Raw genomic sequence first — 25,766 nt, 5'->3', positions numbered from 1 at the left:
TTCACAACAGAGATATTTGTTCTCATAGTCCCGTTATGTGGTGGGGTTGCTGGCCTGACATATCTGGCGGGGTGGCTACGAACCGACGAAGCACGCACGCACACGACAGCGTTCGTGGGAAAGAACGCGGTACGGGTCGTAGAGACGGCTGTCATCGTTGGAATTGGATCCCTGGCGTTGCTTGGGGCTCTCCAGAACGGCCGGACGATTCAGTTCCATCTCGTGAGCGGCGTCATTGGCACGGCAATCATTGCGCAGATCGTTTTCGCTGAGACATCGGCATTGCGCCCCCGGGTCGTGCTCGCAGAACTGCTCGGGCTCCTGCTCGTGATCCAGTACACTGCCCTGCTGACCACTCCAGGATTCATTGGCGTCGACACATGGGTTCACGTAACCCAGTTCATCGCGGACATACAGTCCGCCGGAACAACCGCTGCTATCTCCGAGTCGAAGTACTCGGTGGCGCCGGTGTATCACATACTCGTCGTCAGCGGTGCGGCGCTGTTCGGATCCAGTCTCCGGACAGCCATGTTTGCGAGCGTCGCACTCGTCATTCCGATGACGCCACTACTAGTATACAGTACAGCCCGGTATATGCTGGCAGTACGGGGCTCGCTTCTCGCTGCAGCGTTGTTCACGATGAGCGATTATATGTTGCGCTGGAGTATCGACGTTATCCCGAACAGTCTTGGGCTCGTTTATTTCGCCGCCGTCCTGTTCGGACTAACGAAGCTGTTCTACACCGACACCCGACGCCCACTGTATGCGCTTACGCTGTACTGCTGTCTGTCGGTCGTGCTGGTCCATCAGGTGTCGACGTTCATCGTGCTTACACTGCTTGGTGCCGGTGTCGTCGCCAAGTTCGTCACAGACCATACGGACTATCTCAGTGGCGTCGCGGACCGCGTCCCCTCGGAGATTCCAACGGTAAACACGATTGGACTGTTCGGTACGACGACGGTACTGGCAATGGGGTTCTGGTCGGTTACGCCCTATGGAGACCAGTCATTCATCGGCCGGATGATTGTACTGCTCAGCAGCGACCTCTCAGGTGCCGGCTTCCTCAACCTGCGCAGCAGTAACGCCGCCAGTGAAAAACTGCCCGCCTCAATCGTGCAAGATGTCCCCACTGCAGTGACTCTCGTTGACGCAATGGGGTTCTCGATCCTGCTGTGTCTGCTAGTGCTGGGACTACTGGTGTTGCTTCAGCGACACCGCCTCACCCAACTCTCCGCGATATTTGTTGTCGGCGCGGGGATTATGCTTGTATTCACACTGGGGCTCCCATTGTTTGGCATCAACGTCTTCATTCCGGATCGATGGTTCGCGTTCCTCTATGTCCTGATGGCAATCGTTGGCGTATTTGGCCTGCGATACGTCACACAACAGTTTGGGACCCGTACTGTCGTCGCCTGTATGCTGATTCTCGCGCTTGTGTTCCCCGGGTCAGTCTTCGTCTCACGTAAGGCGACGCTCGAGAACCCTGCCTTTGAGGAAGCATACCCGCGGTACTCACACACGGAATCTGAGCTGGCCGCGGTGGAATCGATCTCAGCGCTCCGGCCACAGGATCGGAGTACAGTCGTGACCGATCACCCTTACCGGATGGTGTTTCCACTCTGGCAAAACCAGTCGTCGCGGCCGTTAGAGTACGACACCGATAGCGGTGGCTTTGAGAGCAGAGACCGGGTGTACCGGCGCTATCAGTCCACTGGGTCGCCAATCATCACTGCTAACGGTCGGTTCAAAAAAGTACAGCTTGACAGGGAACTCGTCTGTCCGTCCGATTCGGCCGTAGTTTATAACAATGGGGCGGTCCAGTACTGCCGTACTTTCGAGGTGTCAGGGTAGCTACCGATGATTCACTCACTGTGTAACCGGCTGCTACACCGGACGGGGCCGTACGCCGATTTGCTACTCGTCGCCAGCTATACGACCGTGGTGGCTTCGGTGTTGCAGTCTCCGGGATGGCTGGGACCGACGGCACGGATCCCCGTTGCCCTGCCAGTGTTGCTGTTCGCGCCGGGATATGCTCTGGTCGCTGCGATCTTCCCAAGCTTGACTGTCAAATCAGTCACAAGCGATAGCCGAGCCCCGCCTACGCGACCTCGTAACCGGCTAAACGGGCTTGTCCCGGTCGAACGTGTGACACTCGCAGTTGTCGCAAGCGCATCGGGACTTCCGATGGTGTTGTATGGCCTCTCGATGGTGACTCGGATTCGCCTCTCGCTGATCTGTGCTGTCGCCGCTACCGTGACAGTTGGGTGCTGTGCCGTCGCTGCGGGCCGGCGGACTGTTACAGGCTGGGAGCCGCCGGTGGACGGCGGGATTGGACGCGAAGTGCTCGGCATCGAGTCACGTATCGACGTGTTACCGGTTTTGGCCGCCGTCGTTGCAGTGGTACTGGTCACCGTCGCTGGCGTAGTGGTTCTCGATGGAAACGGAGCAACGGCGAACGCCGAACTCGCAATCGGAACTGAGAACGCTGCAGGAAATGTGACCATCGAAGGCTACCAGGGCGTCTATTTCCCGGGTGATACGGGTAACTACACAGTCCAAATCGAACACCACGGCGATACGTCCCAAGAGTACACGTACGTTGTCGGATTTGAGCGCCAGTCGGGGAACGGCTCCGGTTCCTGGTCAGTCAGGCAGCGGACGTCTGTTACCGCTCGACCGTCGATCCCGGTAACGGACGACGTGAGCGTGCAACTCGATGGACCGTCGGGCAACGGCACCGTCGTCGTGCTCCTGTATGAGGGACAAGCCCCGGAAACACCCACGCGGGACAATGCACTCAGAGTGGTGTCTGTCCCTGTCGAGGTACGATTACCATGACCCCATCCGCGTATAGCCTCGGACTCTCGACAGCTAATTCGAGTATAAATTACTGGCCATCGCTTGCAGGAATACTAGATCTTATGCACCGATGGATACTGGCCCACGAGGGACCCAGTTCTGAAACTGCAACGTCGACGAGAGACAGCCGATGAGTGAACGAGTCCTGTTCAGCGTCAATCATCCCGCACAGGTCCATCTTTTCAAATATGCCGCCCGGGAGCTCGAAGCAGAGGGCTTCGAGACGCTCGTGGCTGCTCGCGAGAAGGAGATGACGGTTGACCTGCTCTCGGCCGAGGGACTGGACTACGTCACACTTACCACCGAAAGCGACGGGCTAGTGGAGCTGACAGCCGAGCTTGCGAAGCGAGAGCGGCGGCTCTACAACTTGGCCCGTGAGTTTGATCCCTCCGTAATCGTCGCGCGGTTGGCCCCGCCAGCGGTCCACGTCGCCACTGCGCTTGGCTGTCGGAACCTTGTGTACATGGACACAGTCCTTCGCCCGCGGACGGTTCGGCTGCTGTATCACGGACTCACGCTCCCATTCGTCGACGATATCTGTTCGCCACCGGGGATGGACTTTCACGTTCCCTTTGGACAGTCACACACGGTCGGGTTCCAGGAGCTAGCGTACCTCCACCCCGACCGGTTCAAGCCGGACCCAGAGCGTCTACGAGCCCACGGTGTCAACCCAGATGCGACCTACACCGTGGTCAGACTGGCGGGCTGGGATGCGTACCACGATATCGGTGAAAAGGGACTCGACACGGACGCCAGGTCACAGCTCGTTGAGCAGCTATGTGATCGGGGCGAGGTGTATATTACCTGTGAGGGGGACTTGCCGACAGAGTACGACCGGCATCAGCTCGCTGTCCCGCCGCATCTGGTCCATGACCTCCTCTACTTTGCCGACCTCTATATCGGTGATTCACAGACGATGCCAACTGAGGCTGCCCTGCTGGGGACACCAGCTATCCGAATAAATTCCGTCGTCGGAGACAACGATATGCACAATTTCCTCGAACTGGAGGAGCGGGAGCTGTTGTACTCGTATACAGATGGGACAGCGGCCATCGACCGGGCCGACTCTCTGCTGTCTGACGACGACGCGGAGCGCTGGGAGCGCGAACGTAAGCGGCTCCTGGCACAGCAGCGTGACGTAACGGAGCACATGGTCGAGCTTATCCGAACTGGTGGTAACGATTGAACCGATACAGGCACCGTCTATCCCGTCGGTATGCATCGGTTTCAATCGCGGTACGCCTTGCTATAGCTAGATAATCCCCTGCTAACAAATGGATACCAGCGCAGTCCACGAGGTACTGGTGTTGCTATATGGAAGTTAGAACGGCCGTCCTGAAGTTATTCTCCGGAAATATCGCACTCGCGATCATCGAGTTTGCAGCGGTTGCCGGGTTCACTCGAGCCATGGGCACTGGGGCTATCGGGTCGTTCTTTCTTTTTCAGGCAGTCATTGGGATGCTCAATATCCCCGCTGATCTGGGCATCTCGAAGGCGGTTGAAAAACAGCTTTCGGCTGCTGCCCCGATGGGCGAGGTTCTCGGGACGGCACTCGTCGTCAAGACACTGCTGGTGCTGCCGTGGCTGGCCGGTCTAGTGGCATTTGCCTCCTATGTTGAGCAGTATATCGGCATTCCGGGCGTTGTACCCATTCTGGTCACCGGCCTCGTCATCAGACAGGTCCGAGAGCTTTCGCTGCGCCTGCTCGCGGGGGAATTCCAGGTTGAGCGTAACGCAGCGGTGAAAGTATTCGGGAAGCTGACCTGGGTTGGAACGGGTGCCGTTTTCGTGGTAAATGGAATGGGTGCAAGTGGCCTCGTTCTCGGGTTCGTGCTGGGCGACCTCGCGGCCGCGCTCGGAGCCATGGCACGGCTCGATATCAGAGTGGGCTGGCCTCGACTGGACCGGGCGCACGCACTCGTTGGATTCGGGCGGTACCTGTTCGTCGGGAGTGTCAGCGGAATCGTCTACGAGTGGATCGACGTGGCGATCCTCCGTCTGTTCGTCCCGGTATCACTGGTCGGTGTGTACGAAATCGCCTGGCGGGTTGCCGCTGTCGCGCTGCTGTTGACCAACGCTATCCGCACATCGTTGTTCCCACAGATCTCAAGATGGCACGACCGGGACCGGTTTGAACGCATTGAAGACGCCTTCCGAACCTGGGTTCAGCTGTCGCTGTACGCGACTATTCCAGCGTTCGCCGGTGCAGTCGTCCTTGGCCCCGATCTTTTGACTACTATCTTCGGAAGCGCGGCTGCCGCGGGCTATCCTGTGCTGGTTGTGTTTATGCTAGAGAAGATCCTCCGGTCAGTACAGCTTGTTATCGGTCCGGCACTGTACGCAATGGATGCGCCGCAACTGGGCTACCGGGGCAGTGTCGTCGCTATCAGTGCGAACGTTGTTCTTAATCTCGCGCTCATTCCGTCTTTCGGTATCCGTGGAGCAGCGGTCGCAACGACTCTGAGCGCGGCGGCGGCCGCCGTGGTGTCAATCTATTACGTGCGGCAGTTCGTCCGCATTCCACTCCCCCGTAAACGAATCGTTTGGAGCGCTATCGCGGCGACACTGATGGCTGGTACGGTTGCGCTGGTGATTCGTCCCTTCGATCCCGGCTGGCTTCGTCTCAGCGTTGGCCTCGGAGTCGGCGTGTTGAGTTACGCCGGGCTGTTGTTGGCTAACTCCGGTATCCGAATCCAGTTGCGGCAGGCTATGGGGTCGCTTGGTTGGGCGTAGTTGGGAACAGCGCTACGGCGTGTTTGTCGACAACAGTGTCCCAGTCATGCGCCTCAGCAGTTTCTCTGGCCGTGCGCTCGATTTGACCGGCAAGAGCCGGGTCATCGAGACACTGCTCGATCGCCGAGCAAAGCCCCGTTGCTGTTCCATCGTACAGGAGCCCATTGTCTCCGTCCGTAATCAGGCGCTGGTGTGGCGGAATATCTGTTGCCATGACGACTGCGCCGGCTGCCATGTATTCGAGCAGTTTCGCCGGGTAACTGATTCGATACGACTCGATATCCTCTAGCGGAGAAATGGCCACGTCAGTCCGGGTCAACAGCCCTGGGACGTCACTGTGGGGCACTCGTCCGTACCAGACGATCTGGTCAGCCACTCCCAACTTCGCAGCCTTTGCCTGCATTGCATCGATGTAACCGGATTGGCCATCACCCGCGATATGGAACTCAAACGTCTCGCCACACTCTGCGAGCGCTTCAATAACGTGTGGGAGCCCCCTGGCTGCGCCGAGCGATCCAACGTATGTCACGGTCAGTGGTCTAGAGAAGGAGTCACCAGTCTGTCGTCCGTCAGCGGGCTCGAACGTCTCAGTATCAACGCCCATTCCGATGACTGTCGCCGACGAGAGGTCCAGCCCGTACTCCTGTTCGGTGACTTGACGGATCCCCTCAGTCAAACAGGTGACCTGATCACACCGCTGCAAAGCCACTTTGACTGCGGCGGCGTACCCTGCCCAGATCATGACGGAGAGGCGCTCCGCGGGCGACATATCTGCCTGTCTAGACATGACAAAGTCACGCTTCTGTCGGACCGGAACCACCTGAAGACCAGCGACAAAGCGCGAGTCACCAGCAATAGCGCCAACCCATGCCTGAACGAGGGTTCTCTGGAAGCCATAGGTGGCATCGAACCGATGCCGAGCCCCGAGTACGGTCGCGTACAGTGTGGCGATGATGAAGAACGCTATCGTCGAAACGAGGCGGGTATTGCCGGTTCGGATCGGATGGTAAACGACTGACGTGTTACCAGTACCGCCTGCATCGTGGTCTTTGTCGGCGCTACAGATGACATGAACAGTGTGTGTAGCTGCAAGCTTTGTCGAGATGTAGTGTGGGACAGTCGCGCTGAACGGTGACCTAACATCGCGGTGATGAATCAATAGGAGAGAGCGACGCTGTGCCATCGGCTCAGGGGTTACAGACCCACCGGTACGGGTCGAGTGCCTCGTGTGATTGTTCCTGCTATCATTTGCACCGAAAGTCTACGGTTACGGTCATAAGTAAAGGGGAGTTATGCGCACACAACCCGGAGACCGCACGGGAAGGCAGCGAGAGCCACCCGACCTATCGATGGTAAGGGGTGTATTATATAATACCTCAGACGGCTACAGGCAGCAATGAATGGAGGTCAGCGGACGCGGCGGAGATTTATTAAGGGGATCGCCGCTACGGCCTTGACAGTCGGTATTAGCTACCCCGGGACTGTCACGACCCAGTCGCGATTCGACACTGTCGTCAACGCCATTGCAGCGGGTGCAGACCCCGATGGGTCGGAACGGATCGACAACGTCCTCGAGGGGTACATCGATGATGATACACTCATCGAGTTCCCCGCGGGAAGGTACCGTCTTGGCTCCCTCGACGTCGGCCCTGTTCGTAACTTGGGTCTACGAGCGAAGCCCGAGGCGCAGGTCTTGTTTGAGCCCGCGACACCAGCCAGCGATCAGCGCTCACTCATTACGTTCGAGGGTATCGAAGACCTTCTTTTAAAAGGACTGACATTTGACTTTTCACGGCCGGGATTCGGAAACACCCTGAGGGTGATTGCTAATGGTGACTTTCTGGCTCAGGACCTCAGAATCCGTGGTCAATTGCCGGATCAGGACCGGACGACACCACATGTCGGGTTCCGGTTTGACGTGCGCGACCCGGATTCGACAGGGGTTGTGAGAGATGTCTCTGCCCCCGACGGTGGACATCAAGGGGGGAACGGTGTTGGTGTCTTCGTCGGTAAAAACCACGCCGGGACACTTCGGTTCGAGAACTGCACTGTCGCTAACTTCCCCAATAACGGACTCTACGCCTCCGCACCGGGCCGAAGCAGTCGGAACTATACGGGTCGGGACGGCGTTGTACACGTCAGAGGGGGTCTGTACGCAAATAACAACATCGCTAACGTTCGGCTGGGATCGACCGGATCGACGGCTTACGGAGTCACGGTTCGCGTCGATTCGGTACCACCGTACCCGTCACTGGAGAAGCTAAACGTCCGCGGCATCAGGCTACGTGCCCAGTCCGGGCAGTTCATCAGCGACTGTGATATCACTATCACTAGTGACGCAGGCCCCGGATTCGGTGCTATCGTCTATCACCCCGACCACGACTCTGCAACCCTTCGCAACACGACGATCCACGTCGACAAAGACGAGTACAATGCGGTCAGGGCCATCAGTGGGGACAGTGGCGGCACCGGGGCACCACTTACTCTCCAGAACGTTAGTGTGACTGGCGACGCAGCCGACGGTGCTGCCGTTGTTATCGCTGATCGAGACAGAACAGTACTGCGGGACTGCGTAATCAAGCAGTCGGGAGCGGGGCGCGATGGAGTTAGGTTCACCAGTGCAGACGAGTGCCTAATAACCGACTCAACCATTCAGGTTCCCGGCGAGCCGCTGTCTCTTATCGACTCATCCGTGCGGAAGGTTCGGCTTACTGTCTGAATCTGTTCCTGCCAACTGAATCGTAACTGGTAGTTACTTGGCCTCGAAAGATGCGGTAGTCGTAATTACGCTTTATTCCATTATTAGTAATGTACTCCTGAATGGTCGAAAAGGATTACATACTACCCCACAGTTATGATGGGGCCAGTTCTAGTGCGGACTCCACCAAAGAGGGACGGTCACTACTGACACGAAGGCAGCTACTGGGAGGCATACTGGCTGCAAGTACAGTACCGATGATTCCGAATGGACTTGGAATGCCATCTTCTCGTACTCTCGAAATAATTTCAACGGATCAGCAAAGCGAGACTGGCTCCCTTGACGTGCGCTACGAGTTCACTACAACAGGCGAGATCGTCCCGGTAAATGACGGCGAGAACGCAGCAGAGGCCAACGATAGCGTGGCGAAAAACGACGACGAAACGTGGACTGCAATTGGGCGGACAGGCAATGGATTCGGCGATAGCTACGAGATCAACGGTATCGTTACCGGTTTCAATGCCAGTGGGAACTACGAAATCCGGCTGGACGGAGCGGTAGTGACAGTCTCGGAGGTAGTTGCGCCTGCTGACCACGTCGTTGAGATACAGACCACGGAAGACCCTTCTGAACTCGATTACGAACTGACGACGACGGGTGAGCCGATTCCGTGTACTGGTGATACGGAAAACGCCGCTGACGACAATGACAGCATCGTCCGTAACGACGACGACACCTGGACGATCGACGGATATACTGGTAACGGCTACGGCGACCAGTACTACTTTTCCGGCGAGATTGTCGACTTCGGGCCCGTTGAGCCGTTCGCTGCGGTATACGTTGATGGGAAGCAGATCGACCTCTCGCCGTTTGAGCGGTCTCCAGATCCGGCTACAGAGATCGGCGGTGGCAGCGGGTATGCCAACACGGTTCCTGAGTCAGATGCCAACTACGTAGTCGAGACACTCTCCGAGTTGCTTACTGCACTGGATGCTGCCGGCCGCGGCGATACTGTCTACGTTGCTGGCGACGCTACCATTGATGCCTCACCAGTTACCGGAAGTGACCGGCTAACTGTGCCTACCGGAGTAACCCTCGCTTCTAACCGTGGTATCGACGGCGCGTCGGGTGGCCAGATCTCCACTGGCGTCATCGATTATGAACACCTCATGGGCCTGAGCGAGGATGTCCGATTGACCGGACTCCGGATCAGTGGACCCGAAACCGGATATCGCGAGTACGGTACCCCGGTATCCAGTGGCGTCACCGTTGAGGGAGCAGGCTGTGAAATCGACAACACCGAGCTATGGGGTTTCAACCACGCAGCACTCAAACTCCGAACGTCGACACATATCCATCACTGCCATATCCACGACAACCCCATGGGCGGACTGGGCTACGGTATCCAATGTTTAGACGGGGACAATACGCTTATAGAGTACAACAGATTCAACTTTAATCGCCATTCTGTTGCGAGTGGGACCGGGGAGGCCGGATACGAGGTCCGATACAATCACTTTGGCGGCACCGAAACACCATCCTACCAGGTCGGAACACATCAGCCGGGTGGAACGACGCTGCTGATCCATCATAACACCTTCACGCCCCTCCGACACGTTGGTCAACATCCTGAGGAACCGGGAACGCACGTCAGCATCCGTGGCGTCCCCGAAGACCGTGGTGAGATCCACCACAACTGGTTTTACAACCCAAAGCAGCCATCGGCGGGTCGGGGTAACGAAGCAGTCATCCAGCCACATGTCGAATCATTAACAAACCTTCATTTCGGGAACAACCACTACGGACAGAACATTCCTGACGGCGATGTGGGGTGTCCACGGCGCTAAAAAGTACTCTAAGGAGAACGTTACTAACACCCTAGATCCTGAAGACACCCAATCGATGGGGACCGTCGTCATTTCGCTGGACGCCGAACTCGCATGGGGGTTTGTCGATTTCCCGGTCTTACCAGAGCGACGACTCGCGCGCGCCCGAGAGATGTGGCTAGAGTTGTTGGACCTGTTTGAAAAGTATGATCTTCCCGCCACTTGGGCGGTCGTTGGCCACTTGTTCCTTGAAGACTGTGATGGTCGACACCCGAACCACCCGCTCAATGCGGCGTGGTTTGACAGAGAACGGCCCTCAGAGCATGAGGAACTGTGGTGCGCGCCGGATCTCATTGACACAGTTGCCGACGCGACAGTCGACCACGAAATCGCTTGTCATTCCTTTTCGCACGTTAATTTCCAGTCTAGCAGGGCCTCGAAGTCTGTTGCGGCGGCCGAATTGGGGCGGTGTCACAAGCTCGCCGACCGTTGCGGAATTGAGTTGTCCAGTTTCGTGTTCCCACGTAACCGTGTTGCACATCGCGATGTCCTTGCGAGATCGGGTTTTCGTTGTTACCGTGGGCGGCAACCACCGTGCTGGCACACCGACAATCGATTGACGCCACTGGTTCGGGCCGTCAGTGGCTCGCCGCTAGGAATTACGCCGCCCATTGTCCATCCTCGTGTCGACGAGCATGGACTCGTTGAGATCCCGGCGTCGCTGTTACTGTTTTGCTTCGAAGGATGGGCTCGCCAGATAACAGAGACACTGTGGGCTGACCCCGTTGTCAAAATGGTCCAGCGAGGGGTCGATCAGGTCGACGGTGGTGATGGAATCTTCCACCTCTGGCTTCATCCAAACAATCTCATCAACGACGCGGGGATCAAGCGGATGGAGTCGGTATTATCATATATCGATCAAAAGCGTGGGCCGGGTCTCGCGGTCCGGACCATGGAGACAGTCGCACAGCGGACTGTCGGCTCGGCCCCGCAGCAGACCTGGTAAGGATATCCTTCTACCGATAATGAACTTATAATTAACTGAGAGTCAGCCATCGCCACACTATCTGTGGAGTTAGCAGAGAGATATGATACTATACATATGTGCTAGGCGATCGAGCGAGGCCTTGGTGGGGCCAGTTGACTGTCTCAGCCTGATGGGTGAGGATGTATAGAGGGCACACTGTTGGTGTGGTTGTCCCAGCGTACAACGAAGCAGGACTTGTCGGTACTGTCATCGATACAATTCCGGAATACGTCGACCGGATTTACGCTATCGACGACTGCTCGATGGACGACACATGGACAGAAATTCAGGCACACGCAAGACTGGACCAGGCGGATGCCCCATCCAATCCGGAGCAATCCGTGCAAACAGATGGTGGGTTTGAACAGCGAGTCTGCCCGATACGCCACGAAACCAATCGCGGCGTCGGTGGCGCGATCAAAACAGGCTACCGCCATGCGTTGCGGGACCACATTGACGTAACTGCCGTGATGGGCGGTGATGGGCAGATGGACCCGAGTATTCTCGACTCATTCCTCGATCCCATCATCGACGGCGAGGCGGACTACACGAAGGGTAACCGTCTCCACAGACCGGCGTATCGTGAATCGATGCCCCGTGCCCGGCTTGTCGGCAATGCGATCCTCACAGCGTTGACAAGGGTCGCGTCGGGCTATTGGAGGATAACAGACCCCCAGAACGGGTATACAGCCATATCACGGCAGGCGCTGTTGGCGATCGACCTTGACGAGATGTACGAGTACTACGGGTACTGCAACGATCTGCTTGTGGAACTCAGCGTCAGTGAGATGCGGGTTGCAGATGTTCCGATGCCAGCGAAGTACGATGAAGCCGAGTCGAGTATTCGCTACCGGGAGTACATTCCAAAGGTCTCGTGGCTGTTGGTGCGGAACTTCTGTTCACGACTGGATCGAGCATACGTCCGAGAGGGAGTCTACCCGCTCGTACTGTGTTACGTCGCTGGTTTCAGTGCGATCTGCGTCGGACTGGTCGCCGGCGTACTGGGGCTGGCACAAGACACTGGACTTACAGCGGCGGCGCTCGCAAACCTGTTTGGCGTCCTCGTCTTTTCGCTCGGAGTGGTCCTCGACCACCGGAAGAGTTCTGGGACAGAGGTGGATGTGCGTGACTGAGTGTCTCTGGCAGGACCCAGCGACCACTCCTGCCACAAAGAGGGAGTAAATCCCGATGGACGTTCTTCAGCTTGTGACAACCCGGCGGCCGTTTTTTCACAAGCAAGTCGAAGCGCTGGAGCGTCACGGCATCAACTGTACGGTTCTGGAGGTGCCCGGTGGCGACGAAGCTACTCGGTCACCGATGGCGTATCTCCGGTTCTACACGGAATCGCTCAGTGCCGCCCCGTGGCAATACGACCTCGTCCACGCTAACTATGGATTGACTGCGCCGATGGCACTGGCACAGCCGACCCGTCCGGTCGTCCTGTCGTTATGGGGATCGGACATTTTCGGCCAGTACGACCGGCTGAGTCGCCAGTGTGCCACGCTCGCTGACGAAGTCGTCGTAATGTCTTCGGCCATGGCTGATGCGCTTGGAGAAGCGTGTCATGTGATCCCTCATGCCGTCGATTTCGAGCAGTTCGAGCCAGTCCCGACCGAAACTGCCAAAGAGACGTTGGGCTGGGATGACAGCAGGTATCATGTGCTGTTTCCTTACGACCCCGACCGTGCCGAAAAGGACCATCCCCGAGCCGTCCGTGTCATAGATGCGGTCAACGAGCGTCTCGACACGCCGGTCTCGCTTGAGGTCGTCCATGGGGTCGCCCACGACCGGGTCCCGACATACATGAACGCCGCAGATGCGCTCATACTGACCTCGACCCACGAGGGGTCACCGAACGCGGTCAAAGAGGCGCTGGCGTGTAATACACCAGTGGTCTCGGTAAATGTCGGTGACGTCGCGAGTCTGATCGATGGGGCCGCTCGGTCTGCCGTCTGCGCGGACGACGAAGAACTCACGACGGCACTTACAGCGACCCTCCAGTCGTCAGAGGCTGTCCACGGACGGGCTGCTGTCGAGCCGCTACGTCTGAATCGGATGGCAGAGCGTCTGACCGCAGTATACCGATCAGCTATCGACCGGAGGTGTGCATGACTGCTCACGAGACGACGATCCACAGTACAGTTAGAGCCGTCAACGCGAACCAGTGGAACAATCTCGTCACACAGTCGGACCTCGGAACGGTGTTCCACCGGTACGAATGGCTCCGGGCAGTCGAAGCAGGTCTGGATCGGCCGGCCTATCATGCGGTCGTGACGAAAGGATCGAACCCGGTTGCCGTGCTTCCGACCGTCCTGGTACCGGTTGCAACCCCCGACCCAGCGGATCTACCGGGCCCCGATCGGGTTGTGGAAGCGACGGCTTGCCACCTGCCAACTGAGCGTCTAGTGTCGCTCCATCCCGGCACTGGCGGTCCAGTAATCGCCACAGACCACGAGGCGTGTCTCGATGCGATGCTGTCGGCACTCATAACAGCAGCGCCACGGCAGGCGCTTTCGCACAAAATCCGGACGGGGAGCCAGGCACAGAACAGATACAGTAAGTATCTCATCGGTCAGGGGTATGAATCGACGGTCACTTCCTGCCGACTCGTACTTGACCTCACGCCCGGGTGGGACCGTATCGAGTCCGGAATGGACCGGACACGACGGACGGAACTACGCAACGACGCAGTCACCGTCGAACGGACTGACTTCGATGGCTCGATGCTGGCCTCGATCCATGCTGACTACGTCCAGAACATGGAGCGAATCGGAGCGGATAGCTTTCCAATGGCCTTCTTTGAGGCGCTTGCCGAACACATGGACGAACGAGTCGAGGTGTTTACTGCTCGCCGCGAGGGCGATACCCTCGGCCGACACATCTGCATCGTAGATGAGGAGCAGTCAGCCCTCAGATACTACTTTTCGGCAGTTCCGGAGACGTCAGCCTACGAATACGGGACATCGGAACAGCTCCATGGCGCGGCCATTCAGTGGGCCATTGACGCTGGCTTCGAGAGCTACGACTTCGGCACGACAGGTGCGGACTTCAGAGACGGATTGTTTTCGTACAAGTCACAGTACGGACCAGCGGTCCGCCCGATCGTCCAGTGGGACAGAGGGCTTTCGGCGGTCGCCTGGCGTGCGTTCAAATTCGGGCGCCGGCTCTATCGCGGACAGAACTACTGAGATGACAATTGGAACCAAACCACGACAATGAGTATCGAGATTGAGTGCGTCGGGACAGACCGACATGAAGAGTGGGATAGCGCTCTTGAACATTCGCCACACGCTACTGTCTTTCACCGGTGTGCGGCTCTAGAGCAACTGGCAGCCGAGTCAGGGACGGAACTCCACCGGCTGATGGGGTTCAAGGGACAGGAACCGATCGGTGTCTTGCCGATCTTCGAGCTTCGCAAGGGGCCGTTCAGTGCTGTTTTTTCCCCGCCACCGAACCTCTGGATTCCCCGACTTGGTCCGGCGTTCGTCGTTCGAGGGGACCCCAAACAACGCAAGCGGGAGCGACGTCGGCAGGGATTCATCGATGCGGCATTCGAGTATATCGAAGACACGATTGATCCGAAGTACCTCCGAGTGCGGTCGCCAACCGGGCTCGATGACGTCCGGCAATTCAAGTGGAATGACTGTACAGTTCGGCCGGAGTATACGTATGTCACCGACCTCTCTGGTGGAAAAGACGCCGTTCGAGACCGGTTTACCAGCGAGGCGCGTCGGCGGCTCCGTATCGGGCAGGAGTCGGAGTCCGAGTACACGATCTCTGAGGAAGGACTCGACGCGACTGAGACGGTGATGCACCACGTTGAAAGCCGGTACAACGAGCAGGGCGAGCCGTTCCCCGTTCCCACTGGGTTCCCCGGGCGGCTCTACGAAGCGCTTCAACCGGGGCAAATCCGCCCCTACGTTCTCCGAGTGGATGGCGATGTCGTCGGCGGGCACATTTATTACGACGACGGAGACACAATTTCGGGCTGGCTCGGGAACGTCAAGCCCCCCGATCATGTGGACCTCCCGGTCAATGAGTTGCTCATCTGGCGAGGGATTACTGATGCGATCGAGCGGGGGCGAACAGCCTATGAACTGGTGGGTGCAGGTGACCCCCGTCTAAACAGGTATAAACTCCATTTCGGGCCCGAGCTAACCGGGTTCTACTCTATGGAGCGGAGCGGAGCCGGTATCGATTCACTACTGCAACTGTATCGGTGGTTTGTACAGTACTCCTGATTTTACAGGTACTGTGCATATAATTATTCGTTGAAAAGAATAACTTACTGATAGGTATGGTAGTATTATATAGAATATATGCTTTATAATAAAACCTGTATAGTAAAAATAGCCGCTTGGACATGCCTTCTAACCATAGGGCTTGTTGGTGGTATGGAGAGCAGTACTCGGCCAGTAACACGCTGGTTCCTTTCCTGCTGAACAACGTATTTACGAGCAACAGGGTGAGCGGAGGTATCGAATTCTATGCAAGCTGAGGTGGGTGAGAGCGCAACTATTTCGCCACAGGCGACGGTGGGCTACGAGTACAATGACGATGTCTCACCGACAGTCCTCGGCACAGCGGCAACAGTACGTGCCGGGACAGTAATCTACTGTGACGTCGCCGTTGGAGCATCGTTTGTCACGGGACACAACGCACTGGTGCGGGAGCATACAACCATCAGTGACGATGTCGTACTCGGAACGAACGCTGTTATCGATGGGAAGACGGACATTGGCTCTCATGTTAGCCTTCAGACAGGTGTGTACGTCCCGTCTCAGACAACCATCGGGGACAACGTCTTCCTCGGCCCACATGCAGTCCTGACAAACGACAGATATCCAGTGCGTAGCGACGGTGGACTGGCGGGGCCAACTATTGAGGACGGAGTCACTGTCGGGGCGAACGCCACGGTGTTACCCGATGTGACCATCGGCGAGCACAGCTTTGTTGCTGCAGGGGCAGTCGTCACGACGGATGTTCCGCCGAATAGCTTGGCAGTCGGCGTCCCGGCCAGCCACGAACCACTACCGCCTGAACTAGATACACGAAACAGGCTAGAGCAATGATCAACCTTGCCACACCCGACATCGGGGATGCGGAGCGCGAGCGGGTGCAAGCAGTGCTCGATAGCGGACAGCTGGCGGATGGCCCGCAGGTGCGAAAGTTCGAAACCGAGTTCGCCACGCACTGTGGGGTGTCCCACGCCGTTGCTACCGCTAACGGGACCACAGCCCTCCACGCCGCGCTGAAAGGACTTGGCATCGGAAGTGGCGACCGTGTCCTGACGACGACGTTCTCGTTCATCGCGAGCGCGAACGCAGTTCGCCTCGCCGGGGCGGAGCCGATATTTGCCGACATCGCTCCGGCAACGTACACCTTAGACCCCGACAGCGTTGAACGGACTATTGCGGCCCACGATGGGGCCGTCGACGCTATCATCGCTGTTCATCTCTACGGATTACCTGCCGACATGACCAGATTGCGAAGGATCGCTGACGAGCATGACATCCCGCTGGTGGAGGACGCGGCACAGGCCCATGGAGCGGCCGTCAGCGGCGAGCCGGTCGGTAGTCTCGGCGATGTGGCCTGTTTCTCCTTTTATCCAACAAAGAACATGACTACTGGCGAGGGTGGGATGGTTGTCACCGACGATCCTGTGGTCGCGGGTCGGACCGAGCGGTTCGTCAACCACGGTCGTGGCGACGAGGGATACACCGACGTAGGGCATAATTTCCGGATGACGAGTATCGCCGCCGCTATCGGCCTGGCACAACTAGAATGCCTTCCAGAGTACGTCGCGACCCGGCGAGAGTACGCGACGATACTAACTGACGCACTCTCGGCAACTGACCTAACGACTCCTGTCGAACCGTCCGACCGCCGGCACGCCTACAATCAGTACACTGTTCGCTGTCGGGACCGAGATGGATTGATCGACCATCTCACCGCACACGATATCGGATGCGGTGTTTATTACCCGACCCCGATCAACGAACAAGAGGCGTACAGCGGTGTTACTGCCGACACGCCCGAAGCGAAGCGCGCAGCTGCGGAAGTATGCTCACTTCCGGTACATCCGGCGCTGGAGCAGCGTGAGATCGAGCGAGTTGGGGAGGTGGTCCAGACGTATGGGTGAGACGCTCGATGTCGGAGTTGTTGGCGTCGGAGCAATGGGTCGACACCACGCCCGTGTCTACAACGAACTGTCCGGTGCGACGCTGATCGGTGTGGCCGACGCCAACGCGGACCGAGCAAAGCAGATCGCTGACAAAAATGAGGTCCGGGCCTGTGACAGCGCGGACCTGTGCAAGCAAGCCGATGCGGTCTCAATCGCCGTCCCGACGCGGTACCACGCCGAGGTTGCTCGACAGTGTATTGACGCTGGGACTGGGATGTTGATCGAAAAGCCGTTGGTCGTGAAGACTGCGACCGGACGCGACCTCATCGACGCTGCGGATGCCGTGGACGTGACCCTTCAGGTAGGCCATATAGAGCGGTTCAACCCTGTGACAGAGGTCTTAGAGGAGATCCTCGCAGATATCGATGTTATTTCTGTGTCGGCCAAACGGCTAGGGCCGTCAGTCGATCGCACCGTTGAGGACTCGGCAGTCACCGACCTCATGATACACGACATCGATCTGATCTGTCATCTCCTGCCGTCCGCAGTATCAGATATTCAGGTCAGCGGCGCTGCACAGGGCCGATACGCGACAGCAACGTTAGAGTTCTCCTCCGGAGTCATCGGCTCACTGACGGCGAGCAGGGTCACAGAAAAGAAGATCCGCCAGTTCAAAATCACCGCGGATTCCTGTTACGTGACTGCTGACTTCATTGATCAGTCACTAGAAGTCCATCGCCAGTCAGTTCCGGAGTACGTTGCGACGGACAACGAGGTCCGGTACCGCCATGAGAGTATCGTCGAGAAGCCGGCAGTACGCACCGGGGAACCACTCAAACGCGAACTCGAGTCCTTCCTCGATGCTGTACAGACGAACAGCCAACCGCGTGTCACAGGTGAGGACGGGATCCGAGCCGTCGAGTTAGCACAGACAATTGACCGAAAAGCGTTCGACGCGGGGTCTTCGGAAAGGGAGTTCACCACCAATGCACAGACAGACTGAGTCAGTAGGTGGCGTTTACGGGAACGACGCCACTGCCGAGCAGGTTCAAACCGCGTTTGAAAACGGAACCCTTCCGGTGGCAGTGTACGGACTCGGCAAGATGGGGCTCCCTCTGGCTGCTGTGTTTGCCGACGTCTGTGGCGCTGTCATCGGTGTCGACATCGATCCGGCAGTCGTTGAAAGTGTCAATGCTGGCAACTGCCACGTCCAGCGCGAACCGGGACTGCCCGATTTAGTGGCAGACTGTGTCGCCGCCGGGGAACTTCGCGCGACGTCTGACCCGGCCGCTGCGGCGGCTGCAGCGACCGTTCACGTCGTCATCGTACCAACACCACTTACGGACACGTCTGAGCCCGATCTCTCCATGCTTGACGCTGCTATCGACGGGATTGCGGAGGGCGTCGCGCCCGGCGACCTCGTCCTCGTTGAGTGCACCGTTCCACCACGGACGACTGCTGACCACGTCCGGCCCGGCATCGCTGCGGCAGCCGGCTTAGAGACCGATGCGTTCGGTGTCGCATTCTGTCCCGAGCGGACCGCGAGTGGACGCGCTATTCAGGACATCCGCGGCGCGTACCCGAAGGTCGTTGGCGGTGTCGACGATGAGAGCACCCGACTGGCAGAGTGCATCTACGCCAGTATCAACGACAGCGGTGTTATCGCTGTCGCCGACGCAACCACTGCCGAATGTGTCAAGCTGTTTGAAGGGTTGTACCGTGATGTCAACATCGCGCTGGCAAACGAGCTAGCGACGTTCACCGACGAGCTTGACGTCGACGTTCGGGCAGCAATCGAGGCTGCCAACACGCAACCGTTCTGTGACATCCACGATCCTGGACCCGGAGTTGGTGGCCACTGTATCCCGGTCTACCCCCACTTCCTCATCGAACCGTTTGACACCGAGGCGCCGTTGCTCGAAACCGCACGCGAGGTCAACGATTCGATGCCGGTGTTTACAGTCGAGACACTCCGCGAGGAACTGGCCGCCGACGGCGTGGAACTGGCCGCGGCCAGCGTCCTTGTGCTCGGGCTGACCTATCGACCCGGTGTGGAGGAAACGCAGACATCGCCGGCCCGTCCAATCGCAGAGAGGCTGTCAGCGGCCGGGGCCGACGTCGACGGGATCGACCCGCTTCTCGACGATACCGCCGAGTTCGACCTGGAGCAGCTACCACTTTCTCGGGCGTCAGAGCGGGACTACGACGCTATCGTCATGGTCACACCGCACGACGAGTTCGGGGCGCTAGACTGGGACTCGATAGGCCGACCAGCGGGCTCAGTCGTCATCGACGGACGGGACACACTGACCCTGTCTGACACCAGTCATCGCGTCTACACCGTCGGGCGCGGACCCGTAGAGTAGACGGAGATACGCCAGTCAGTTGTCCCGCCTGTCAGGAAACCCCGCCGGTTCGCGCTCCGGAACGCCACTAATCGTCAACGCGGCTGCGGTGGTGCTGAGCGCTCGTTTACTGGCCCGTCTGCAGGCTGTCACATTGACTGGCCGCACTCTCGTCGAACCGTTCCGTAATACCTGCGACCGAAGGAATGTTGCCTGTCGAGTCCCTGTATAGAGGTAATGGGACACGCTGAATCTGAACTACTGGACGTGGAGCGTATCCGCGAGGACTTCCCCATCCTCCAGCGCGAATTCGACGGCGAGCAGGTGGTGTACCTCGACAACGCGGCCACAACGCAGACGCCCGAGCCGGTCGTCGAGACCATCGCTGACTACTACCGGACGACGAACGCCAACGTCCACCGCGGCCTCCACCAACTCAGCCAGGAGGCCAGCGTCGCCTACGAGAAGGCCCACGACCGCGTCGCCGAGTTCATCGGCGCGTCGGGCGAGCGCGAGGAAATCGTCTTTACGAAGAACACGACGGAGAGTGAGAACCTCGTCGCCTACGCCTGGGGCCTGAACGAACTCGGGCCAGAAGACGAGGTCGTCCTCACGGAGATGGAACACCACGCCTCGCTGGTCACCTGGCAGCAGATCGCCAAGAAGACCGGCGCGACGTGTCGGTACATCAGCGTCGACGAGGACGGCACGCTCGACATGGACCACGCCCGCGAGATCATCACCGACGATACCGCGATGGTCAGCGTCGTCCACGTCTCGAACACGCTCGGCACGGTCAATCCGGTCTCGGAGCTGGCGGACATCGCCCACGACCACGGGTCGTACATCTTCGTCGACGGCGCGCAGTCGGTCCCGAACCGCCCAGTCGACGTGGAAGCCATCGACGCTGACTTCCTGGCCTTCTCGGGCCACAAGATGGCCGGTCCGACCGGTATCGGCGTCCTCTACGGCAAGAAGCACCTGCTTGAGGAGATGGAGCCGTACCTCTACGGCGGCGAGATGATCAAGAAGGTCACCTTCGAGGACGCTACCTGGAACGACCTCCCCTGGAAGTTCGAGGCCGGCACGCCCGTCATCTGCCAGGGCATCGCGCTGGCGGAGGCCTGTGACTACCTCGACGACATCGGTATGGAACGAATCCAGCGCCACGAGGAACAACTCGCCCAGTACGCGCTTGAACAACTCCGGGACGAAGGCGACGTGGAGACGTACGGCCCGTCCGCGGGAACGGAACGAGGCGGTCTGGTCGCGTTCAACCTCGATTCGGTCCACGCCCACGACCTCTCCTCGATCCTCAACGACTCCGCCGTCGCCATCCGCGCCGGCGACCACTGCACCCAGCCCCTCCACGACAAGATGGGCGTCCCCGCCTCCGCACGAGCCTCGTTCTACATCTATAACACGCGTGAAGAAGTGGACAAGCTCGTTTCAGCTATCGACGACGCCCGCCAGCTGTTCGCGTAATCCCACTCGCAGTCTCCGTCGGAGTTGCGGAGTGATTTATTGGCAATTTTTTACATTACCGCGGTGCACGCCACCTATATGACACACCGCCGATAACTTTCGGCGGAACAATGACTGATACCGATGAAGCGGAGCGGCCGCTGACGCCGGAAGCCCTCGATTACACGCACCTTCCCGATCAAACGATGTACAAGGTGTCGCTCGACGACGCCAGCCACTTCGAGCAGGGTGGGGACGACATCCGGACGTACCCGGTGTGTATCACGAACGAATTCAAGTTGCTGTACTTCGAGATGGACCCTGGCGCGGTCATTGACTGGCACACGCACGCACCCAGTTTCGACGAGGTGTGTCTGTGCCTCGATGGTGCCGCCAGATACACGCTGAAACGCGAAGACGGAAGCGAGCAAGTAATCCGGGCTGAACGACTCGAGTTCGTCTATCTACCCGGTGGGGCACGACACAAGATAGAATCTGTGGGAGAAACCAGTCACGAGGGACTGGTCGCAATGCCGTCGGACTCGGTCGGACGCCTCGAATTGCTCGAAGGGAATGAGCCGTACCAGACAGAGGACTGGCCGGTTGCGCTGTGGGTCGACCGAGTCCGCGACGAAGTCGTCACGAAAGACGAGAACGCCGTCACGGAGTAGGTCCAATAGGTACGTATCGGGAAATCACGGGTCCGCAGCGAGGTAAATGACAGCTAGCTCATAGAGAGCGGGGTTCGGCGTCGCAATCGGCCGGGCCTCCTGTACAGCCGCCAGCGCGTTCGAGAGCGGGCGGTCCTCCTCGGCGGCGATGGCCGTCGCAAGCAGCGTCGAACTCCGGGAGACGCCAGCCTTGCAGTGAATCAGTGCCGGACCGTCCGCTCGGACGAAGCGCCGGGCGGTATCGACGGCCGCCTCGAACGCCGCCCACTCGTTCCCCGGGCCGTCAGTGAGCGGATGGTGGGCGGTCGTGAGCGGGTACGCCTCGCTCGTCGCTGAAAGCACGTAGTCGAAGGACTGGTCGTGTGTCTCGGGTCGTGCCGCGTGTTTGTTTCCGAGATACAGCGACCGGTCGCCAATCTGTCGGATTACCGGCGCATCGCTGACGAACCCCACGGGTCGGACAGCACAGTCGGTCGAAGCCGAAGCGTCGTTCTGCCCCATGTGTTGACAGAACGAGCTGCGATAGTAAATACTGCTTACTGACGGGAGAGCGTCGGTCAGTGCTCACAGACCGTCGGGGCGGTCCCTGCCGAAGGAAAATACATGCGAACCGATACCTCGGAACGCTTTTCCGACTGACAGCCGTATCATAGTTTAATTATGGGTATCGGTGGCTCGGACATGTACCGGCAGCAGATCCTCGATCACTACAAGAACCCGCGGAACTACGGGGAGATCGAGGACCCGACGTTTACCCACATCGGCGAGAACCCGATGTGCGGCGACGAGATACGGATGGATGTCGTCCTCGACGAGAGCGAGGAGACCATCGAGCGGGTCGCCTTCCAGGGCGACGGCTGTGCCATCTCTCAGGCTTCGGCGTCGATGCTCTCACAGGAGCTAGCCGGGATGGCGGTCGAGGACCTAGAAGCGATGGACCGCGACGACATCACAGAGATGCTGGGTGTCGACATCTCGCCGATGCGGGTGAAATGTGCCGTCCTCGCCGAGAAGGTGGCTCAGGACGGGGCGGAGATCTACTTCGGCGAGAAGGACATCGACCGGACGACGACCGAAGACGACGACTGAGACGGAATCACACACCGGCAGTACGCTTTTCATTCCACTCGGGCGATAGCCCAGTCAATGCCGGAAAACGAGTGGGACCCCGACGACTACGACGGGGGACACAGCTTTGTCGCCGAGTACGGAGCGGACGTGGTCGAGTTGGTGGACGCGCAGCCGAGCGAGCGCGTCCTCGATATCGGCTGTGGCACGGGCCACCTGACGGCCGAAATCGCCGACCGGGGTGCGGCTGTGGTCGGCATCGACGCCGCCGAAGAGATGGTCGCTCAGGCTCGCGAGCAGTACCCCGACCTGACGTTCGAGGTCGCCGACGCCCGGGACTACGACCCCGGCACGTTCGACGCTGTCTTCTCGAACGCCGCACTGCACTGGATACCCAGCGACGACCACGACGCCGTGTTGTCGATGGTCGCCGAGGCCTTGGACGAAGGCGGTCGCTTCGTCGCGGAACTTGGCGGCCAGGGGAACGTCTCACAGGTCGAAACAGCGGTCCGTTCGGTACTCGCCGAACGGGGCTACGAGACCGGGAACCCGTGGTATTTCCCGAGCCTCGGCGAGTACACGTCGCGTCTCGAAGCGCACGGACTGGAGGTCACCGCAGCGTGGCTGTTTGACCGTCCGACACCGCTTGAAGGCGGTAGCGCGGGCTTGAGAGAATGGCTCGAAATGTTCGGCGATTCGGTGCTGGCTCCGGTCCCCGAACGCGACCACGGAGCCGTTCTGGACAGTATCGAGGACCGGCTGCGACCGACGTTATACGACACCGAGACTGAGACGTGGACCGTCGACTACCGGCGGCTGCGGTTCGTCGCCAGTCACTAACGAACAGTTGGCCTCTGATTCAGGCCAGGAAGACGTGCCGCGGTCGGTCAGCCAGTACGTCGCGACCCCAGTCGACCGTCTCCGAGAAGTCGTCCGAACGGAAGAACGCCATCGCATCCTCCTGTGAGTCCCACTGGCTCGCGATGAACATGTCGTTCGCGTCGTCGTGGTTGAACAGCAGCGAGGTCTCGCGGTGGCCGTCCATCTCTTCGAGCAGGCCGCCGACAGTGTCGAACTTCTCGACGAAGTCGTCGTGGTACTCAGGCTTGACCGTGTAGAACATCCCCATCGTCCCGAACCCGTCGCCCTCGCCGTGGCGGCCGACGACACCGGGCAGGTCGGTGAGGTAGTCGCTGGCGGTCTGGGCGGCGTCTTCGGTGTCCCACAGCGACGCGACAGCCGCGACATCGCCGTCGGTGTCGCCGTACACCGTCGTCTGGACGTGGGTGTCGTAGCGGTCGAACGCGCTCCGGAGGTCTGCGACTTCCTCGTCGAGCGTTTCGGCGTCAGCTTCGGAGTATACGACCAGCGCGTACACGTCCTCGCCGTGCGGTTGCCCGGCGTAGACGCCCGCCGACTCGAGCGTCTCGCGGATCGACTGCGACGACTCGGCGGTCTGGGCGTCGCTGTTGGCCTCGGTCTCGCTACTCTCGGCACCCTCGCCGAGCGGGCCGCCGAGTTGCTCCTCGACGCCGTCGATATCGGACAGGAACCCGGCCGCCGTCTCGGCGGCGTCTTTCGCCGTCCAGATGCTGACGACGTAGGTCTGGCCACTGTCGGCGCGCACGGCCGTCCGGACGTGGCGGTCGTAGTGGTCGAAACTGCTCTCGAGGTCGGACACGTCGTCGACGATGTCCTCCGCATCCGCCGAGGAGTGAAACACCAGCGCGTAGTCCCCGGCGTCGTACGCGTCGCCCTCGTGCAGTCCCAGCCGACCGAGCCGCTGTGCGGCGTCGTCGACCTCTTCGAAGTCGGCCGAGACGTCCGGCCGGCCGCCCGAACTGCTCGACGACCCCGAGTCATCCCCGTCGGACGATTCCTCCGAATGCGGATGGTCACCCTCGCTGGCGCTGCCGGGGTGGGCACCGCCGTGACTATCGGTGTCCCCGCCGGCGTGTGCCCCGGCCTGTGCGTCGCTCGCCGTCGGCTCTTCGGCGTGGCTGTGACTCGTGCCGGCATCAGTCGGAGCGTGCTCGTGTTCCGCAACGTCCGCCGGCGTCTCCGGAACCGACTCGTCGTCGGTCGGCACCCGCTGGCCGGCCAGCACGGCCGGCAACTCCGAGGGATCGAACCGCCGGCCGACGTAGAAGGGGCCGAACTCGGCGAACTGCGAGGTCGAGGGGTCAAAGCGCATCTCGGTCAGCAGCTCCTTGATGTGGCGCATGTCGTCGCTCCAGAGCGTGATGCCCCACTCCCAGTCGTCGAAGCCGATGGAGCCGGCGATCATCTGGTTCACGTCGCCGCCGTAGGTGCGGCCGATGTCGCCGTGGCGTTTGATGTGGGCCGCCCGCTCCTCGAAGGAGGTGTCGTACCAGTTCTGGTCGGGCTGGCGGCGCTTGCTCATCGGGTAGAAGCAGACGAACTCGTCGTCGGGCACGTCGGGGTGGAGTCGGGCCTGGATGTACTGGGCCAACCCGGAGTCGTCGTCTACCTCACCCTCGAAGTACTCGCGGGACTTCTCGGTGTAGCCTGAGGCCTCCGTCACGGAGACGTACGAGAACTCCTGTTCGGTGAAGGCGGCGAACTCCGTCTGCTCGAAGTGCCGTTCGGCCGCGTCGAGGTCGCCCATCGTCGGCCGCAGGTGGAGGATCATGATGTCCGCCTTGTGACCCATGACGGTGTACACTGCCGTCTGTCCCTCCTCGGCGTCTTCGACGGCTTCGTACGCGTCGAGGAAGCCGATCCCCTCCGAGAGCGCACGGTCGCGGACTCGCTGGGGGGCCTCGCGCCAGGCGTCCCAGTCGATACTCCGGCAATCGTGCAGCGCGTACCAGCCCTCTTCCGTGGCTGGCGGCTTTCGTTGATCCATAGATATCAGTTGCAGGTCGACAGTAAGGAAACTTCTCATGTCGTTCCGGTCCGGCGACTTCTGACCCAGCAGTTCAGGCTAT

At 59.5% G+C, this 25,766-nt stretch carries 22 protein-coding genes and 1 pseudogene; 20 read left to right on the top strand and 3 right to left on the bottom strand.

Features of this window, described 5'->3' with window-relative positions:
- The first annotated feature begins 114 nt into the window (after window positions 1-114).
- The 4 genes from HAH_RS01790 (at window position 115) to HAH_RS01775 (ending at window position 5,592) form a co-directional block, all read left to right on the top strand.
- Entirely contained in the window at window positions 115-1,851 is a 1,737-nt protein-coding gene (locus HAH_RS01790) for a hypothetical protein (protein ID WP_228841583.1), read from the top strand.
- Between the two features lie 6 nt (window positions 1,852-1,857).
- Window positions 1,858-2,838 carry a DUF1616 domain-containing protein gene (locus HAH_RS01785; protein WP_233425844.1) on the top strand — a complete coding sequence of 327 codons (981 nt, stop codon included), beginning with the start codon at window positions 1,858-1,860 and terminating at the stop codon, window positions 2,836-2,838.
- Between the two features lie 151 nt (window positions 2,839-2,989).
- Window positions 2,990-4,045 (top strand): DUF354 domain-containing protein, encoded by a 1,056-nt coding sequence (locus HAH_RS01780; protein ID WP_014039365.1) that lies wholly within the window; start codon window positions 2,990-2,992, stop codon window positions 4,043-4,045.
- A gap of 128 nt (window positions 4,046-4,173) precedes the next feature.
- On the top strand, window positions 4,174-5,592 hold the full coding sequence (locus HAH_RS01775; protein ID WP_023843105.1) for an oligosaccharide flippase family protein: 1,419 nt from the start codon (window positions 4,174-4,176) through the stop codon (window positions 5,590-5,592).
- Here the strand turns inward: HAH_RS01775 and HAH_RS01770 are convergent.
- A complete protein-coding gene (locus HAH_RS01770; RefSeq protein ID WP_014039363.1) occupies window positions 5,567-6,775 on the bottom strand; it encodes a glycosyltransferase family 4 protein in 1,209 nt (402 codons plus the stop codon). The genes HAH_RS01775 and HAH_RS01770 overlap by 26 nt on opposite strands.
- A 213-nt stretch (window positions 6,776-6,988) precedes the next feature.
- Between HAH_RS01770 and HAH_RS01765 the strand changes: the two genes are divergently transcribed.
- The 14 genes and pseudogenes from HAH_RS01765 (at window position 6,989) to HAH_RS01705 (ending at window position 21,747) form a co-directional block, all read left to right on the top strand.
- On the top strand, window positions 6,989-8,311 hold the full coding sequence (locus HAH_RS01765) for a twin-arginine translocation signal domain-containing protein (protein WP_014039362.1): 1,323 nt from the start codon (window positions 6,989-6,991) through the stop codon (window positions 8,309-8,311).
- 101 nt (window positions 8,312-8,412) lie between these two features.
- Window positions 8,413-10,137: a right-handed parallel beta-helix repeat-containing protein gene (locus tag HAH_RS01760; protein ID WP_233425843.1), complete on the top strand. Its 1,725-nt coding sequence runs from the start codon at window positions 8,413-8,415 to the stop codon at window positions 10,135-10,137.
- A pseudogene (locus HAH_RS20455) lies at window positions 10,115-10,582 on the top strand (polysaccharide deacetylase family protein); the annotation flags it as partial. The gene HAH_RS01760 and the pseudogene HAH_RS20455, both read left to right, overlap by 23 nt.
- Before the next feature lie 327 nt (window positions 10,583-10,909).
- Window positions 10,910-11,122, top strand: coding sequence for a polysaccharide deacetylase family protein (locus HAH_RS20120; RefSeq protein ID WP_233425842.1), 213 nt, complete (start codon window positions 10,910-10,912; stop codon window positions 11,120-11,122).
- A gap of 161 nt (window positions 11,123-11,283) precedes the next feature.
- A complete protein-coding gene (locus HAH_RS01750; protein ID WP_044951633.1) occupies window positions 11,284-12,276 on the top strand; it encodes a glycosyltransferase family 2 protein in 993 nt (330 codons plus the stop codon).
- Between the two features lie 55 nt (window positions 12,277-12,331).
- Entirely contained in the window at window positions 12,332-13,255 is a 924-nt protein-coding gene (locus tag HAH_RS01745) for a glycosyltransferase (RefSeq protein WP_023843102.1), read from the top strand.
- The gene (locus tag HAH_RS01740) at window positions 13,252-14,331 is read left to right on the top strand and encodes a GNAT family N-acetyltransferase (protein ID WP_014039357.1); all 1,080 of its coding nucleotides are present in this window, start codon (window positions 13,252-13,254) and stop codon (window positions 14,329-14,331) included. Before HAH_RS01745 ends, HAH_RS01740 begins: the two co-directional genes overlap by 4 nt.
- Before the next feature lie 27 nt (window positions 14,332-14,358).
- Complete coding sequence (locus HAH_RS01735) at window positions 14,359-15,384, top strand: GNAT family N-acetyltransferase (protein ID WP_014039356.1); 1,026 nt, start codon at window positions 14,359-14,361, stop codon at window positions 15,382-15,384.
- A gap of 246 nt (window positions 15,385-15,630) precedes the next feature.
- Window positions 15,631-16,215 (top strand): acyltransferase, encoded by a 585-nt coding sequence (locus HAH_RS01730; RefSeq protein ID WP_014039355.1) that lies wholly within the window; start codon window positions 15,631-15,633, stop codon window positions 16,213-16,215.
- Window positions 16,212-17,285: a DegT/DnrJ/EryC1/StrS family aminotransferase gene (locus HAH_RS01725; protein WP_014039354.1), complete on the top strand. Its 1,074-nt coding sequence runs from the start codon at window positions 16,212-16,214 to the stop codon at window positions 17,283-17,285. Before HAH_RS01730 ends, HAH_RS01725 begins: the two co-directional genes overlap by 4 nt.
- Window positions 17,278-18,270: a Gfo/Idh/MocA family protein gene (locus tag HAH_RS01720; protein WP_014039353.1), complete on the top strand. Its 993-nt coding sequence runs from the start codon at window positions 17,278-17,280 to the stop codon at window positions 18,268-18,270. Before HAH_RS01725 ends, HAH_RS01720 begins: the two co-directional genes overlap by 8 nt.
- The gene (locus HAH_RS01715; RefSeq protein WP_023843101.1) at window positions 18,254-19,633 is read left to right on the top strand and encodes a nucleotide sugar dehydrogenase; all 1,380 of its coding nucleotides are present in this window, start codon (window positions 18,254-18,256) and stop codon (window positions 19,631-19,633) included. Before HAH_RS01720 ends, HAH_RS01715 begins: the two co-directional genes overlap by 17 nt.
- A gap of 216 nt (window positions 19,634-19,849) precedes the next feature.
- On the top strand, window positions 19,850-21,097 hold the full coding sequence (locus HAH_RS01710) for an aminotransferase class V-fold PLP-dependent enzyme (RefSeq protein ID WP_014039351.1): 1,248 nt from the start codon (window positions 19,850-19,852) through the stop codon (window positions 21,095-21,097).
- A gap of 110 nt (window positions 21,098-21,207) precedes the next feature.
- Window positions 21,208-21,747 (top strand): cupin domain-containing protein, encoded by a 540-nt coding sequence (locus HAH_RS01705; protein WP_014039350.1) that lies wholly within the window; start codon window positions 21,208-21,210, stop codon window positions 21,745-21,747.
- A 24-nt stretch (window positions 21,748-21,771) separates the two neighbouring features.
- Here HAH_RS01705 and HAH_RS01700 read toward each other — a convergent pair whose 3' ends face one another.
- Window positions 21,772-22,248, bottom strand: a complete 477-nt coding sequence (locus HAH_RS01700) for a protein-tyrosine phosphatase family protein (protein WP_023843100.1) — start codon at window positions 22,246-22,248, stop codon at window positions 21,772-21,774.
- 159 nt (window positions 22,249-22,407) lie between these two features.
- Here HAH_RS01700 and HAH_RS01695 point away from each other — a divergent pair, with 159 nt between their 5' ends.
- Entirely contained in the window at window positions 22,408-22,836 is a 429-nt protein-coding gene (locus HAH_RS01695; protein ID WP_014039348.1) for an iron-sulfur cluster assembly scaffold protein, read from the top strand.
- Between the two features lie 57 nt (window positions 22,837-22,893).
- Entirely contained in the window at window positions 22,894-23,655 is a 762-nt protein-coding gene (locus tag HAH_RS01690; RefSeq protein WP_014039347.1) for a class I SAM-dependent methyltransferase, read from the top strand.
- A gap of 19 nt (window positions 23,656-23,674) precedes the next feature.
- On the opposite strand, the gene HAH_RS01685 is transcribed toward HAH_RS01690, so the two are convergent.
- The gene (locus HAH_RS01685) at window positions 23,675-25,684 is read right to left on the bottom strand and encodes a heme-binding protein (RefSeq protein ID WP_014039346.1); all 2,010 of its coding nucleotides are present in this window, start codon (window positions 25,682-25,684) and stop codon (window positions 23,675-23,677) included.
- Window positions 25,685-25,766: the final 82 nt, after the last annotated feature.

The organism is Haloarcula hispanica ATCC 33960 (assembly GCF_000223905.1).
GTDB classification, from domain to species: domain Archaea; phylum Halobacteriota; class Halobacteria; order Halobacteriales; family Haloarculaceae; genus Haloarcula; species Haloarcula hispanica.
The sequence above is the reverse complement of the archived record's forward strand: the minus strand, read 5'-3'. Positions and strand labels throughout refer to the sequence as shown.